This window comes from Streptomyces sp. NPDC001153 (assembly GCF_053598315.1).
In genome coordinates this window covers 1-14,385 of sequence record NZ_JBSFJZ010000091.1, presented here as the reverse complement: position 1 = coordinate 14,385, position 14,385 = coordinate 1, and the positions used below count along the sequence as shown (strand labels likewise).

14 protein-coding genes and 4 pseudogenes are annotated in these 14,385 nt (G+C 68.2%); 11 read left to right on the top strand and 7 right to left on the bottom strand.

The features are described 5' to 3' along the window. Positions 1–729 precede the first annotated feature (729 nt). From ACWDEN_RS46730 to ACWDEN_RS46720, 3 genes are all read left to right on the top strand, one after another. Positions 730–969, top strand: coding sequence for a hypothetical protein (locus ACWDEN_RS46730; RefSeq protein ID WP_450864133.1), 240 nt, complete (start codon positions 730–732; stop codon positions 967–969). A gap of 143 nt (positions 970–1,112) precedes the next feature. Continuing rightward, complete coding sequence (locus tag ACWDEN_RS46725; protein WP_351601955.1) at positions 1,113–1,535, top strand: hypothetical protein; 423 nt, start codon at positions 1,113–1,115, stop codon at positions 1,533–1,535. A gap of 27 nt (positions 1,536–1,562) precedes the next feature. Further along, entirely contained in the window at positions 1,563–2,033 is a 471-nt protein-coding gene (locus tag ACWDEN_RS46720) for a hypothetical protein (protein WP_450864131.1), read from the top strand. A gap of 122 nt (positions 2,034–2,155) precedes the next feature. On the opposite strand, the gene ACWDEN_RS46715 is transcribed toward ACWDEN_RS46720, so the two are convergent. Next, entirely contained in the window at positions 2,156–2,335 is a 180-nt protein-coding gene (locus ACWDEN_RS46715; protein ID WP_351601949.1) for a hypothetical protein, read from the bottom strand. Positions 2,336–3,331: 996 nt separating this feature from the next. Between ACWDEN_RS46715 and ACWDEN_RS46710 the strand changes: the two genes are divergently transcribed. Then, a complete protein-coding gene (locus tag ACWDEN_RS46710) occupies positions 3,332–3,928 on the top strand; it encodes an SMI1/KNR4 family protein (protein ID WP_351601946.1) in 597 nt (198 codons plus the stop codon). Between the two features lie 28 nt (positions 3,929–3,956). Here the strand turns inward: ACWDEN_RS46710 and ACWDEN_RS46705 are convergent, their stop codons facing one another. Next, complete coding sequence (locus tag ACWDEN_RS46705; protein ID WP_450864128.1) at positions 3,957–4,334, bottom strand: transposase; 378 nt, start codon at positions 4,332–4,334, stop codon at positions 3,957–3,959. 39 nt (positions 4,335–4,373) lie between these two features. Here ACWDEN_RS46705 and ACWDEN_RS46700 point away from each other — a divergent pair. Continuing rightward, positions 4,374–4,833 (top strand): annotated as a pseudogene (locus ACWDEN_RS46700) (DDE-type integrase/transposase/recombinase); the annotation flags it as partial. Positions 4,834–5,222: 389 nt separating this feature from the next. Here the strand turns inward: ACWDEN_RS46700 and ACWDEN_RS46695 are convergent. Continuing rightward, entirely contained in the window at positions 5,223–5,996 is a 774-nt protein-coding gene (locus ACWDEN_RS46695) for a bestrophin-like domain (RefSeq protein ID WP_351601940.1), read from the bottom strand. A gap of 941 nt (positions 5,997–6,937) precedes the next feature. After that, entirely contained in the window at positions 6,938–8,731 is a 1,794-nt protein-coding gene (locus ACWDEN_RS46690) for a flavin monoamine oxidase family protein (protein ID WP_351601937.1), read from the bottom strand. Positions 8,732–9,096: 365 nt separating this feature from the next. On the opposite strand from ACWDEN_RS46690, the pseudogene ACWDEN_RS46685 reads away from it, so the two are divergent. Then, positions 9,097–9,300 (top strand): annotated as a pseudogene (locus ACWDEN_RS46685) (transposase); the annotation flags it as partial. Positions 9,301–9,317: 17 nt separating this feature from the next. Here the strand turns inward: ACWDEN_RS46685 and ACWDEN_RS46680 are convergent. Next, a pseudogene (locus ACWDEN_RS46680) lies at positions 9,318–9,707 on the bottom strand (transposase); the annotation flags it as partial. A gap of 109 nt (positions 9,708–9,816) precedes the next feature. On the opposite strand from ACWDEN_RS46680, the pseudogene ACWDEN_RS46675 reads away from it, so the two are divergent. The 3 genes and pseudogenes from ACWDEN_RS46675 to ACWDEN_RS46665 form a co-directional block, all read left to right on the top strand. Next, a pseudogene (locus ACWDEN_RS46675) lies at positions 9,817–10,209 on the top strand (DUF2267 domain-containing protein); the annotation flags it as partial. Between the two features lie 72 nt (positions 10,210–10,281). Continuing rightward, positions 10,282–10,653, top strand: coding sequence for a DUF2267 domain-containing protein (locus tag ACWDEN_RS46670; RefSeq protein ID WP_351602329.1), 372 nt, complete (start codon positions 10,282–10,284; stop codon positions 10,651–10,653). A 117-nt stretch (positions 10,654–10,770) separates the two neighbouring features. Beyond that, positions 10,771–11,037 carry a hypothetical protein gene (locus tag ACWDEN_RS46665; RefSeq protein ID WP_351601934.1) on the top strand — a complete coding sequence of 89 codons (267 nt, stop codon included), beginning with the start codon at positions 10,771–10,773 and terminating at the stop codon, positions 11,035–11,037. 256 nt (positions 11,038–11,293) lie between these two features. Here ACWDEN_RS46665 and ACWDEN_RS46660 read toward each other — a convergent pair whose 3' ends face one another. Next, complete coding sequence (locus ACWDEN_RS46660) at positions 11,294–11,557, bottom strand: hypothetical protein (protein WP_351601931.1); 264 nt, start codon at positions 11,555–11,557, stop codon at positions 11,294–11,296. Between the two features lie 218 nt (positions 11,558–11,775). Between ACWDEN_RS46660 and ACWDEN_RS46655 the strand changes: the two genes are divergently transcribed. Further along, on the top strand, positions 11,776–12,333 hold the full coding sequence (locus ACWDEN_RS46655; RefSeq protein ID WP_351601928.1) for a hypothetical protein: 558 nt from the start codon (positions 11,776–11,778) through the stop codon (positions 12,331–12,333). A gap of 58 nt (positions 12,334–12,391) precedes the next feature. After that, a complete protein-coding gene (locus tag ACWDEN_RS46650) occupies positions 12,392–12,856 on the top strand; it encodes a hypothetical protein (RefSeq protein ID WP_351601926.1) in 465 nt (154 codons plus the stop codon). Positions 12,857–13,498: 642 nt separating this feature from the next. Here ACWDEN_RS46650 and ACWDEN_RS46645 read toward each other — a convergent pair. Next, positions 13,499–13,942, bottom strand: a complete 444-nt coding sequence (locus ACWDEN_RS46645; RefSeq protein ID WP_450864125.1) for a hypothetical protein — start codon at positions 13,940–13,942, stop codon at positions 13,499–13,501. Between the last annotated feature and the right edge of the window lie 443 nt (positions 13,943–14,385).

Sequence of the window (14,385 nt, the reverse complement as noted above, 5' to 3'; positions counted from 1 at the left end):
GCACGCTCACGCAGCTCGGCAGGATAAGGGGACGGACGGGCCATGACTCGATCCTCTCAGGGAATCGAGCCTCCATCAGACCCGGAGCGGTTCACTTCGCCCGGCGCGTCCGTCAGTGAGGCGGTGCGGTTGGGCGACGGTTCGAGGCTGGAGGACTCGTGTTGAGGAGTTCTGGAAACGCGTCTGTCGGTACTTGCGTCTGACTCATGAAGGTTGTCCCAGAAGTCATGGGGTGGAGCAGGTGCCGAGCGCCCTGGCCAGTCGCTGGCTTTGGTCTCGAGTGATGCCCATGGTGAGGCGGACTCCGCACCGCGGGCTGCCGGGCTTGTCGCAGTACAGGATGCCGGGAGCGGGGTCCCAGCTTCCGGAGAGCGGGGAGGCCGAGGACAGCGACCATCGTGCCGGCTCCCACAAGGGGTGATCGTGAAGGAGGGCATTCGCGAGCGAGGGAGCGTTGCCAGCGGTTACGCCCGCCCTGGCAAGCGCGTCGCCGACCAACGGGGCGCGAGCCGACGCTGGCGTCCCACCCGCTCCAGTTCTGGCCGGCCGTCTGCGGCCGGCCGGTACAGATACCCGCCCAGCACCCCCGAAAGAGGTCCCTCATGTCCACTCGTTCCAACGTCCAGACGGCCGACGGCACCCCTCGGCCCGCCCGCTCCGCACCGGCGGTCGACTCAGCCCGCGCCACCCGCTGCACCGAGGCGCTCTGCGACATCACAGAGGACTGCCGTGGTCTCCGAAGCCTTGCTGCTCAGCGCGTACCGGGTGGGCACGCCGAACACCGATCTCCTTCAGCTTCTCGTCAGCCTCCGGGACGTGGTGGACGAGGCGATCGGGGTCGTCGTCGTCCGCCAGCGCGCCCAGGGCGAGCCGCTCGCAGACCTCGAGCCGATCGTGAGGCGCACCGAGGACCGGCTGCGCAAGAAATACGACCCGTCCTCCGTCGACCGTGACCTGGCCGCCCGCTAACGGCCCAAGCCGGTCACCCCCGCCCATCCCACGGCAGCCGCCGCTGGCACGCCGATCCTGCGCCCCCCGGGTCAGCTCTTGGCCTGCGCCCTCACCCGAATGAAGGAAGGCTCCGGCCGCCGTCGGCGGGAACTCGCGAACCGATGGGCGTCCACGAGTCCTACGTCTCGCGCATGCTCTCCGACCAACGCGAAGTCTCCTGGAGGTACGTCAATGTCATCTGCGATGTATGCGGGGGTGACCCCGAGCTGATGAAGCCGCTGTGGGAAGCGGCCGCTGCCGTCCAGCCCTCGAATGCCGACGACCCGGTCCGGTATCTGCACACCTATATGCAGGGCCTGCACTATGCGCTCGCCTCACCAAACCCTGGGGTCATTCTCGCCGCCGCTCAGCACACGATCAGCGCCGATGACCTCGACCGCGCGCTGTACGGCCCCGGCGTCCCCGACTGGCCGGTGATCGACCGACTCACCGTCCTCCTGCAGAGCCTGCCCAACATCACCCGGCCTCTGTGGCGCCGCGCTCAGGCAGCCGCTGAAAACGGCCCCACCGCCACCTTCAGCTGATCTGCTCGCCCATCAGGGGAAAGGACCATGAAGCCCGTACCGCCCGCTGCGTCCGTTCTCACAACCGCCTTCTATGCCTTCTACGACCTGCACCGCCCGGCCTACCAGGCCTACGCGACCGCGCGCCTCCCACAAGAGGAAGCCCAGCTCAGCGTTACCCAGCTCTTCGACCTCGTCGCCAGCAACTGGACCTGGCTCATGACCGAGCAGTGCCCCTCCGCCTGGGCCTGGGAAGAACACACCCGAGCCGTTGCCCGTCGTGCCGGCCGCACCCCTTCACCGGCTGAGGACACCGTGCTCCTCCACGACGACCTCTGCTTGAGCATCGACCGCATCGCCACCATCACTGGTACCGACACTGCGCGGGTCACCGCACTCCTCGCTGCCGCCCGCCGTACCCCCGCAATCGAACGCATCGCGCCGGACAGATGGAGTCCCGAAGGGGTGGTCGGCCCAGGTGAGCCGACCACCCGCTTACGTTCGCAGAGTTGGGAGTGAGGGTCAGATCCAGGTGGCGTAGCTGACGGAGTCATCGAGGCGTGAGAGCTGTCGTTCGTTTCCCGGCCATGGTGGTCGAGCTCCGTGAGTGTTTCCTCGGTGGGCAGGCCTTCGCCCTGGGCTCACAGGTGTTCGCGGGCCCAGGCGGTGAGCCAGCCGGCGAGGACGGTGCCGATAGCGGTGGCGGTGCCGCGGACGAGTCCGCTGAGTGCGGTGCGAGACAGCCTGCGGGACAACTGGCGCCGGCGCGGTGCCGCGTGGTGTGTGCGTTCCTGGCCGCGGGTGGAAGGTGCCGTGGTCATGGTCGGCCGCCAGTCGGGTCGGTTCGAGGGAGATGTCTCGCGGCGGGCACGGGTGGGATGGATCCCCGGTCCCGGGCCGCTGACGTCTGAGAGCATGCGCAGGTCGGGAGTTTGTGCGAAAGCCGCACCAACGGCTCTGAGCAGCGATTTCGAGGATTTTCTTGATGGCGTTACCGCACGAAGAGCAGGGGGAGCGCAGACGTGGTCGGCCCCGTAGGAAGCCGCCTGCCGAAGCACTGGAGACGGCGGTGGGCAAGTGGGCCGGGTACGCCCGGGAGGCTGTGGATGGAACCTGGCCGTTGCGCCGGGATGCCGAGCAGGCCTTGGGGACGGAGCACGCGCGGTTGTCGCGGCTGCTGCCGGGTGAGGGCCTGCCGCCCAAGGAGTGGCTGGACGCCCTCCACGAAGCCCGTGAAGCCGCGACCGCAGGGTGCCACAGCAGGAACGCGACAGTGCCTACGAGTTCTACATCGCCGCGTTGGAGACCGAGGAGGCCCCGGAACGCGGCGACCGGGAACGACCCAGAGCCATCGGGTGGAGGCCGCGGCGGGCCTCGGTGCGGTACGAGCTGGAGCGGCAGCTGGAGCAGGCCCGTCAGCAGGAAATGGGAGGCGACGTACCAGCTTCGGCAGGCCGAGCAACAGTTGGTAGTCCAGGAAACGCAAGTGGAAGAGATCTGGACAGGATCACTGCGGCAGTCTCCATTCCCGACCCGCCGCGTGCGGCAACCGCCGCTGAACTTCGCGGTTTGCAGAGGCAGCTGACGTCCCGTCGACGCCAGCGCTCGTCTACCCTGGCCCGGCTGCAACGCCGCGACCCGCATCCTCGGGCTCGTCGGTCCGGTCGTTTGTCAACAGCCATTTCCTTCTGGCTCTTCAGCACTTTCCGTGAACGCCGGTGTCCTGTGACAGCGAAGGCTGAGCGTTGTCACCGAGGTTGATGGCCACTAGGTTCGTGCCATCGAAGGTTGAGTGACTGGGGGCTTGGGAGCGGTACGTGTCCTCGTTGGATGAGTTGCGGGCCCTGCTGGGCAAGCCAGTTCACCGGCAGTCCAACCCGGATGACTGGATCGAAGTGGAGCGATATGTAGGGTCCGCTCTGCCCAGTGACTTCAAGGCGTTTCTCAACGCCTACGGCACCGGGGTCATCTCCGGCGAACTCGTTGTCTTCCACCCTCGTGGAAGCAGCCCGCTGTTGGAGCGCATGCGCAAGACCAATGAGGTTTTCGCTGAGCGCCGAGCCAGGGCCCTCGGCAGCGGCGACTCCGAGCACATCCCGTACCCCTTCCACCCCGAATCCGGTGGGCTCATCTCGTGGGGATACGACTACAGCGGCGACGAGCACTTCTTCCTGCCCTGCGACCCCGACCCGAACCGATGGAAGATCGTCACGATGGCCCATGAAGAGGGCTGCCGCACCTTCGACGGCCCGTTCTCAAGCTTCGCCCTCTCGTTCGTGCGACGGCTGCTCGACGTCGACCGATACCACGGCCTTGAACCGGAGGCCCTGGAGTTCCTGGAGCCGGAAGACCTGGAGGAACTGGCTGCCGCTGGTGAGATCGGCCCAGTCCAACCGAGCTTCGAGTCGGCCTGACCCGCGGCGAACCGACACGCCGAACAAGTCAATTGGCGAGCAGGATGCGACGCATGAGGAGGTCGAATCCGGCTCGACCGTAGTGTTGGCGCTTGATCATCTTGATCCGGTTCACGTGCTCCTCGACCGCGCCGGAGTTCCAGGCCATGGTGAGACCGGCGGTGACGGCGGCGAGGTCCTGGCGCAAGCCCTTCGCGAAGGAGTGGAGTTCGGTGATCTCGCTGGCCGCGGCCTCGGCGAGCCAGTCCTGAAGGCGGTGGCCGTCGCGGTGCCTCAGAAGCGAGGCGAAGCTGCGGGCGAGTCGGCAGGTCACAGCAATGTCAGCGCAGCGCGTGCAGAGGTCCTTGAGCTGCTGGCCGGCTGACTCACTCTGGCTCTCAGGGCGCCCGACGATCCAGCGCGCCACGTCCGGGACAGCAGGTGCTGGCGTCGGCTGGCGGGCGCGGAGTTCCTCTATGTCGCGACCGTCCTGGACTGCTTCAGTCGCAGAGCCGTCGGCTGGTCCATCGCCGACCACATGCGTACCAGCCCGGGTGTCGGATGCCTTGCAGATGGCGGCCGCGACCCGCGGCGGGCTGGACGGGTCGCTCTTCCACTCCGACCACGGGGCGCAACACGGCTCCAGGGCCTTCGCCGACCTCTGCGACCAGCTCGGGGTCACCCGGTCGATGGGCGTTGTCGGCACCAGTGCCGACAACGCGGCCTGCGAAAGTTTCCACGCCTCCCTGAAACGCGAGACCCTTCAGGGCGCCCACGACTACGGCGACGCCGACACCTGCAGAAGAGCGGTCTTCGCCTGGCTGACCGGCTCCAACACCCGACGTCGGCACTCCGCCGACGGCCACCTCAGCCCCAACGAATACGAACGCCGACACCACACCGCTAAGCTCACGCTCGCCGCGTGATCAAAGACGCGTGTCCACCATCACGGGTGAAGGCCCAGCACCCTCTGAAAGAGCCCCTACAAACCGTCCGGCGCTAACCGCTCGACAAGCCCGCTCGCCACACAAGCCGGCATCTCGCAAGATCACATCGAACGAATTGGCCTGGTAGTAGGCGGATTCGGACAGCTCCAGTACCCAGCAGACGAACCCGGCCCCGAGGCCCACGCCCTTGAGGTGCTCGATCACTTGGTCGGCCTCGTCCGGAGACGGCCGAGTTCGGCCGCAAAATGCGCCCAGATCATAGACCTGGCTTCAAGGACTCCTCGGAACCGGGGCAGCTCACGCCCATCTCCCCGCGGGCGGCGAGCAGGACGGGGGGTCGGGCCGGGAATCGGCGAACTCGCAAAACCTCAGTAGCCGTCCATCTGGCGGAAGCGTGTCTCCGCGAAGGTGAATGCTGCCGGGCGGACGCCGAAGGGCTGGCGGAAGGCGTGGTTGAGCTGAGAGGTGAAGCAAATGGCGAAGGCGACCGCGACGCCGACGAAGCAGAGGGCGACGAGGTGGCGGGGGGACGGAATGAGGCCGAGCAACGCAGGGAAGGCGATCAGGAACGCGCCCGCGACCAGCAGCGCGATCCAGGCGATCAGTGGCATCCCCGCCTTGACCTGCGCCGCCCGGTCGGCGCGTGTCTGATAGACCGTGGCGAGCGCGGACTGCGCGGCGGCCTTGGCCGCCTGCTGGTCCGGTCGGGTGGCCGCCGCGGCGTTGATCGCGCCGCGCACCGCGTCGAGTTTGCTCCACGCCTGCGGGGCGGTGTGCCCGCGCGCAAGATCGTGGAACTCCACGGTGCGCGCCTCCTCCGTGTACTGCCGCAGCAGCGCGCGGACCGCCACCCGGTCGCTGACCGGCAGCCCGCCCGCCGCCCAGTACGTATCGGTGAGGGCGCGTGCCTCGTCGTAGGTACGCGATCGCGCGGTGGTCAGCTGCGACCAGCTCCCCGCCACCTGGAAGCCCGTCAGGAGGATGAAGGAACTGAGCAGTACACCCCCGATGAGCGAAACGGCCGAGCTGCTGAAGTCGGACGAGTCGCCGCCCGGCCTGACCCTGCCCAGCACGCGGCCGAGCAGAAAGGCGAAGACGCCGCCGCCGACGGTGGACAGGAACGAGATGACGTACATGGACATGGCGGCCCCAGGGAGCTAGCGGAGGGGAGAGCGTGGAGATGCGGTGTCGTCACCGGCGGCGGTCGCCCGGCCGGGGCAGGCAGGAGACGAGCGTGGACGGCAGCAGGACGCCCCCCATCGACAGCAACCACCACCGCGCCGCGTCGTCTTGCGCCGAGGACGGTGGTGCGTTCCCGTCCGGCACCGCCAGCACCGCCGCCGCGCTCGGCCTGGCCGGCCGGGGTGCGGGCCGGGATGACGGCTGGTGCTCCTGTGGCGCCCCGGCCGACCACGGCGCCACTGGCCTGGGCCTCGCCGCCGGGGCGGGTGGCGTGGGCGGTTTCGGCCGTACGGGCGGTGCCAGGCTCGGAGGAACCGTCCACGGAGGCGGGGGAGTCGGTCCTGGGCGCGGCGAAGAGGGAGGAGACGGACGCGGGGAAGGAGACGGTGGGGAATGCGGGGGTGGCGGGGAAGGTGGTGGCGGTGGGCACGGACAGCACGCCCCACCGAGTGCGATCGCGACCAGCCCGCCGCCCAGGAGCGGTCCGCCTGCCGAAGGCAGCCTGTCGCCCGCGGACGCGTCATCGCCCGGGATGGGTCTGTCGTGCCCGTCCTGCACGCGGATTCCGTTGCCGTCCAGCCGTACCCGAACGCCGGGTGTGCGTGCCTCCAGCACGTCCCCGTCGCCCGCGCACACCCAGACGCCGCCTGTGCCAGCCCCGGGCAACGCTCCCGGGCGCGACGCGGCCAGGGCCGGTCCCACGAGGACACCGCCCGCGACCACCCCAGCCGCGACCGCGACGGCGACCACGGTGCTGGTGAGCGGCGTCCCGCGCGCCCACCCCCGCCGCGCCAACCGCGCCGCACGACGGTGCTGAGCGGCACCGTGAGCACCGGCCGCCCGCTCCTCGGCACTCACCACACTCACCTCCACCACCGATATCCCTAATCAGAGAAGCCCGTCAGCGGGAGTTGACCTCCAGGCTCGCCCGTACAGCGCTTTCCAGAGCGCCCTCGATCCAGGCGGGTTTGAGGCTGGTGTGCTCGCCGGCGAAGTGGACACGGCCTTCCACGGTCCTGGTGGCCGCGTGGTGCTCGTGCAACTGGCCCGGGGTGAAGATCGCTGCCTCACCCAGGGCGTACCGCGCCCGGGCCCACGACTGGGTGGCTCCGTGGCCGGTGAACTCGTCGTAGACCACGCGCCCGAAGAGGCGAGCCATGTTGTCCAGTGCGAAGGCATACCGCTCGCCCGGGGTGAGCGAGTCCCACCGCATGGCGTCGTCGGACCAGGTGTACGAGGCGAGCACAACGCCGCCTCTGGACCCCTCGACCAACGAGGGGAAGTAGGTGAACCGATTGGGGCTGTCGGTACAGCACCCGCCGCCGGTGAAGCCGCCCAAGCCCTTCTCCCAAAAGCGGGTCCTGAACTCCAGCAGCACCTTCGTCGCGGAGTCGTAGTGCAGTTCGGTGATGGCTCGCCGCTTGGAGTACGAGAGCATGGGCTCGAAGTGGCAGAACCGCAGCGCGGAGAACGGCACGGTGACGATGGCGTAGTCGCCCTCGAAGACCTCTCGTGGCGGTTCGGGCCGCCCGTCGCAGGAGTCCTCACCGCCAGACTCCGCGGTCGTCTCGATCCGCACGCCACCCGCCGTGCGCGTCAGTTTGGTCATGCGCCGGCCGAACTTGATGACTTCGCGCAGCCGTTCGGTGAGCCGGTCGGTGAGGGTGGCGGTGCCGCCCTCCAGCTCCCAGTAGCGGGACTGCGGATTGATGAGCGCGCGGTCGATGAGGGCGGGGACGAGGGAGTAGTGCAGCCGGGAGGTCATGTTCTCCAGCGTTCCGGCGGCCTGGACGTCGGCGAGGCTCCATCCGCCCTGCTCGATGAGGTAGCGGTGGGTGGAGTAATTGTCGTAGGTGGCGATGACGCGAGCCCAGCGGTCGAGTTGCTCACCGATGGGGAGCGTGCTGGGCACGGTGATGGGCTGAAACGTCCTGTCCACCGCGGCGGCCATGGTGGTGGTCACGCGGCTGCCGAACGTGCCGTTGACCGAAGCAGGCATGGCATTGTACTGACGGCGCGTCATCCGGTCGCCGTTCACCTGGACGAGGGTGCGGAGCGTGGGTTCGGGCGGGGTGAATCGCGTCTGCTCGCCGTTGGACCAGCGCTCACCGGTGAAGGACTGATGGACCACGGGCGGCACCGTCCCGCGGGCCCGTGCCCCCGGAGCCACGTCCACGTTGTAGAACAGGTGGCGCCGCACGCCGAGTTTGTCGGCGAGGGCCAGGACGAGTGGATGGACATCCGGCAGGCGCATCGCCCCTGCCTCAGCGTGGAGGGTTTCGTCCTCGAATATCCCGCGGAAGGTCTTGATGCGGCCGCCGGTGCGGTTGCCGTTCGCCTCAAGAATGGTGACCTCGTGTCCGGCGGCCCGCAGCAGCAGCGCCGAAGCGAGCCCCGCGATGCCCGCGCCGACGATGAGGATCCGGCGGGGCCGGGCGGGCCGGGGCAGGCCGTGGTCGATCAGGACGCGCAGGTACTCGAGTTTCAAGTCCTCCCCACGCTGGCCGACGAGCAGCATCATGCGGGCGAGGTCGTAACTGGTGTCGGAGACCACCGCGGCGGGCGCGGCATCGGCGCCTGGCGCGAAGGCCCGAGCGGGGGTGGGAACGGCGACGGCGGCGGTTCCCGCTGCGACGGCGGCAGCGGCGCCGAGGAACCCCCGGCGGCCGAGCGCTTCCTGTGGTTGTGCTGTCACGGCCGCCAAGATAGGAGAGAAATGTAATTCCCGTCACTATGGTAAGTGAGGATTGGCGGGAAATCGGCGACTGCGTGAAATGCTGTCGTCCTATAGTCCTACTGTTTATTCGATTAGGAATTACAGGCTCCCGGTCGTCGACGCGCGATGCCACCGAACGATGCAAAAACGGTGCCACCGGCGACTGTTCCGGAGGTAAGACCTGTCTTTCGGTGGGAAGGCCCGCTACATTCTCCCGGCGGCCGATCGAACGCCGGATAGGCGAAAGGGTAAACCCGCGTCCCGGCCGCGTACGGCACTGTGCCCAGCAGAGGCGCGTTTTCACCTCTGCACCAGGGCACGGATGCCACCACGCCTCGCGCACCGTCCTGGTCAGCGGTTGTGCCTGGCGAGCCCTGCCACCCTGCTTCGGCATCTCGAAGTCGACCGCCCACCGCCGGTTCCTGATCTGGTCAAGGGCCGGCGTCTGCGGCCGGCTACACGAAGCGGTCCTGCACCGGCTCGACGATGCGGGCCTTGTCGACGTCTCCCGTGTGGTCCTCGACTCCGCCCATGGCAGGGCGAAAAAGTGCCTCTATGGCTTTCGTCAAGCTGTGGTGGGAGTCGGGGGCTCGTAGAAGGTGCCGTCTCTGAGCATGGCGAGGAGCACGTCGATGCTTCGTCGGGCGAGGGCGATCAGGGCTGCGCCGTGGTGCTTCCCTTCGCGGCGCTTCCTGTCGTAGTAGGTGCGTGACTCTGGTTGTGAGAGCGAGGCGAACGCGGCGAGGTAGAAGGCGCGTTTGAGCTGTTTGTTGCCTCGCCGGGCGGGGTGTTCACCGCGGATGGAGGAGCCGGAGGCACGGGTGACCGGGGCCAGGCCGGCGTAGGCGGACAGGTGTCCGGCCGTTGCGAGGGCGCTGCCGTCGCCGACGCTGATGAGGATGCGGGCTGCGGTCCTGACCCCGACGCCGGGCATGGAGGTCAGGACCGGGGAGATCTCCGGCTGAGCCGGACCGACGAGGGCTGACAGCGGCGGAGGACGGGCACCCGATCTCCCCCTCGCCCGTCCCCCGCCCCCCGTGGGCCGAGGAAAGGTGGCGGCCGACGTGACTGTGCGACGCGAAGCGTTCCTCGACCATGTGAAGGAACGCGGCGAACACGGCTCCCTGCAGGAGGCCGAACGCGCGGCCCGCGTGGTGCTCGCCCTGCTGGGCGCACACCTGGTCGGCGAGGTGCGCGCCCGGCTGGCGGCGCGTCTGCCGGAAGACTTCGCCCTGATCCTCCTCAACCCGCTGCAGAGCGCCGATCCGCTGCCCCCGGAGCGGTTCGTGCGGGCGGCCGCGGCCTGGATCGAGACGACCACCGAACAGACCGCGGCCTGGGACGTCAGCGCCGTCCTCTCTACGGTCGCCGACGCCGCGGGCCACGACCTCCTCAAGGAGATCCTGGTCCAGCTGTCCGCGGGCTACGACCTCCTCTTCGGCCGCCCCCAGCCCACCTGGCCAGCTACACCCCCTGGTGGTCCCACACCGGCCACCACAGACCCTGGTGACAGAAAGGCAACCACCACCGTGATGTCCGACGGGCGCGCGCCACTCCAGCAGCCCTACGGGAGGGCGTACGAGCACATGCTGGAGAAGGTCCGCTACGAAGGTGCCTACCCCACCCGTGAGAAGGCTGAGGAAGCCGCCCGCCTCCCCCTCGAAGCTGCCTGCCTCCGCGCCGCCCAAATCCTCGACACCCAGCCGCTGGGTGGCTGGGCGTTCGGCAAGGAGCTCGCCGCTCGCACCGGCGCCTCCCTGGCCACCCGCTGGGACACCGGATCGGTCTTCTCCGCCGTCACGGTCTACGCCGGCCCCGACCTCATCACCCGCATCCTGCGCCAGCTTCCCTCCGACTACGCGCTGCTGTTCGGTCGCGCCGAACTCACCCCGGCCGCATAGAGAGGGTGTGCGTGCTCGGTGCGCGCGAGGCGACCGCCGTCGCCCGCTCAGCGGCCCGCATCGACGCACCGGCACGCGCGGTCGGACGCCTGGGGGCAGCCTGTCAGGAGGACCAAGATGACAGAGCACGGTCACGATGATGCTTCACAGTTCGACGCCGACCACCTTGGGCCGGAAGAGCTTGCTCGAAAGATCAGCCAGTTGCAGAGGGAAATCGGCCAGCTTCAGGAAGCGGTGATTTCGCACGCGGTGATTAACCAGGCAACGAACATCAAACTGCGGAAGATAGCCGGACAAATTGTCGGCTGGCCCGCCAGCAGAGAGCTGTCCGCAGACATCCGGCAGGCCTTGGAGGCGGCTCTGTCCCAGACGGGCTCTGCCTGAACACGTACACGAGCCAGGTTCGGCAGCGGATCTTCAGGACCAGAGCCCGCTCAGGTCTCGTCAGGAGTTTCGACAGCTCCGCCAGTTCTCTGTTCCGTTCCTTCCGGAACCCCAACTTCGCAGGCGATCAAGGGGTCAGAAACAGGCACTCAAGCGTGCTTGGACAAGTTGGCCGAGCCTGCCTGGACAACCATGCCGTCCGTGACACAGGAAGGGCGCCGCACCCGGGTGCGGCGCCGTGTGTCGGTCGGGTGGGTCAGGCGACGCGCAGCTTCTTGCGGCGCTCGCGGGCGAGTTGGTCGCGGTAGTCCTCGACGGCCTGGTGGTAGCGGGCGACGAAGTGCGGGTCGTCCAGTCGGCCGGCAGGGTCAATGGCGTCGATGGCAGCCCGGGCGGCCGTCGGCCTCTCGTAGGCGGCCAGCATCGGGTTGATGCGGTAGATGCCGTTGCGCTGCTTCTTGACGAGGCGGGCGAGTATCAGCTCGCGCAGGCCGGAGGTGACGCTGGGGGAGTCCCCCAAAGCAACGACCAGCTGCGACTTCGCTCGTCACTGCCCGATCGGGCACGCAGAGGGGTGCGAGCCAGCGCCTGCAACGCTGTCCGGCTCCCACTTCAGAGGACCGAGAAAGCCCCCCGCTGCCGCTGTGGGGATGCGCGCCGTACCCGTTTTGGCCGCAATGCGCGGGGCACATAGGTACTAAATAGTGCATAACGGGCAAAACAAGGGAGCTCGGCCGCATGTCAACAGGGACACTTCTAGAGATCATCATCCCCGTCGTAGTGGTGATCGCTCTCATCGCGACGGCGACCATCTTGCTCATGCGCCGCCGCCACCTGCGTGAACGCTTCGGCCCCGAGTACGAACGAACAGTCGAAGGCGCCGACAACAGGCTGGCCGCCGAGCGCGAGCTCAGCGCACGTGAGAGGCGCCATGACTCTCTCGACATCAAGCCGCTGCCCAGCAGCGTGCGGGAACGGTATGTCCGGGACTGGACCAGCGTGCAGGACGAATTCGTGGACCGGCCCGACGACGCCGTGCATGACGCCGATCGTCTGGTCACTTCTTTGATGCACGAGCGCGGCTACCCCACCGGGGAGTACGAGCAGCGCGTGAAGGATCTTTCAGTTGAGCACGGCCGCACCCTCGAGCACTATCGGGCCGCCCACGAGATCGACACACTCAGCACCCAGCACAAGGCCACGACCGAGCAATTGCGCGGCGCCATGGTGCACTACCGTGAGCTCTTCGAAGAGCTGCTCTCCGACGGTGGTCAACCCCGCCACGCCCGGGCCTGAACCCGCTTACCACCGCGATTGCCGACAGATCCTGAAGGACGAAGGGACGGAGGAGACAATGGAACGCGAACACGTACCGGACCCCACCGAGAGGGCACTGTCCACCGAAGACCTGGCCCAACCCCGCGCCAGCACCGGAGGTGAACCGCGGGCGCAGTCCGAGGCGCCTGTCTACCCCGGCGAGGGCACAGCCCCGTCTCAAAACACTGCCGAAGGGCAGGAGCGCGAGGCTGCCGCAGCACCGGGCGACGAGACTCTTCACCTCCTCGCGCCGGAGGAAGAGGAGCATCTCCGCGAGCGGTGGCAGGAGATCCAAAACGAGTTCGTCGACGACCCCCAGGACGCCGTACACACGGCCGACTCCCTGGTCGCCGACGTCATGCAGCAGCTGGCCGAGACGTTCGCCGAGCAGAAGCACGAGCTGGAAGGCCAGTGGAACCGGGGCGAGCAGGCGAACACCGAAGATCTGCGCAGGGCCCTGCAGCACTACCGTTCGTTCTTCAACCGCCTGCTCACCGCATGACGGGACGCCGGCCCACGGCGAGGCCGGGCGAAGACCCGCGAGGATGAAGAAGGAAGCCGACCATGCGCCACCCATCAGTGAGAACGGTGTACCGCGCCCAAGAGAGGTTGGTTGTCCCCGGACTACGGGCAGCGTTCGCTCCAGGGCCCTCGATGGTGATGTCGACCGTGTAGTCCAGGTCCGTGAAGACGACGTTCGCCGCCGAGCGTGCGACCCCACCCCAGCGGGCGGAGGGCCGCCACCGTACTTGGCGGTGGGGCCCTCCGGCATCGCACCCGCCTTCTACGCCCAGCGCATGCCGATGCTGGAGAGCTGCTCCACGCGTTCCGGGGACAGCGTCGCGGCCCTGCTCCGCTGGTGCCCGGTCCATGCCCCGATCCGGAGCTGCCGCTCCTCTGGTCCTTGCCGACGATCGTCTCGACGTGCTTGCGCGGTACCTGAAGGTGTCCCTCGCGTTGGTAGTACTGCTTGGCGACCGCGTAGTTGACGGCCCACTTGTCGGCCTGGCTCCGGCGCGGGGGCGGCTTCTCGTTTTCGGCCGCGGGCTCGGTCCCGAGGACCTGCTCGGACAGCCACTGCTGCACGGTGTTGAGCTTGTCCCAGCTGGCCGTTTCGCTAGTCGCGGGCTGAAAGGCCCGCCGGTCAGGCGATCTTCTGGCGCTGGGGCGTCTTGCGCATCTTCACCCCGCCGACGATGAGCGCCAGCCCCGCGGCGACGATGCCGAGGTAAGTGGTGGACGGAAGGTCGACCACTTTGTGCATCCAGCCCCACTCCGTGCCGAAGAGGGTCTGCGAAGCGAAGCTGACAAGCCCCTGGGCTCCTACGGCGTAGCCGTCTTCGGATAGCGGTTCCCGGAGTTGAGCGCTTGCGGGATCATGAGGGATGAGCCCGGATGACATCTGCGTGCTGCCGGGTGCGGGCAGCGGCTGGTGCTGGTACTGGAACTTCAGCGTCAGCACCGTGCCGTAGCCCCGGTCGGCGGCGGCCAGAAGTTTCTGCATGCCCGGCTGGTCCGCGACGCTGCCCTGGTCGGCCCCACTCATGATGTAGAAGCCGCGCAGCCAGCTGGCCGAGGCAGCCTGCAACTGGGCGAAGTCGATGAGGTCGAAATCCTGGTTGTAGTTGGCGGCCAGGGCCCTGGCGAGCCGTCAAGAACTGACCCTGGCCGACCTGGAGGGCGAGCCGCTCCTGGACACCCCGACCCGCCGCCGCACCACCTCCGCGGAGGAGAAGTTCGAGCTGATCGCCTCCGGCCACGGCATCGCCCTGGTCCCACTGAGCGTCGCCCGCACCTACTCCCGCCCCCGACCTGACCCATATCCCGGTCACCGACCTACCCTCCGAGGAAACCTGCCTCGTGCCCCCCACCACGACCCGCTAACCACGGGTCCTGGCCTTCCTGCACATCGCCACCACCGCGCTCCGCAGCGCTTAGAAGTCCTAACAGAAGTGGTTGATCATGTGACTGCTGGCTTATCCGCTCGTTGGTCTGGTCGTGGGGAAACGTCAGTCGCGGCCGTGGATCGTT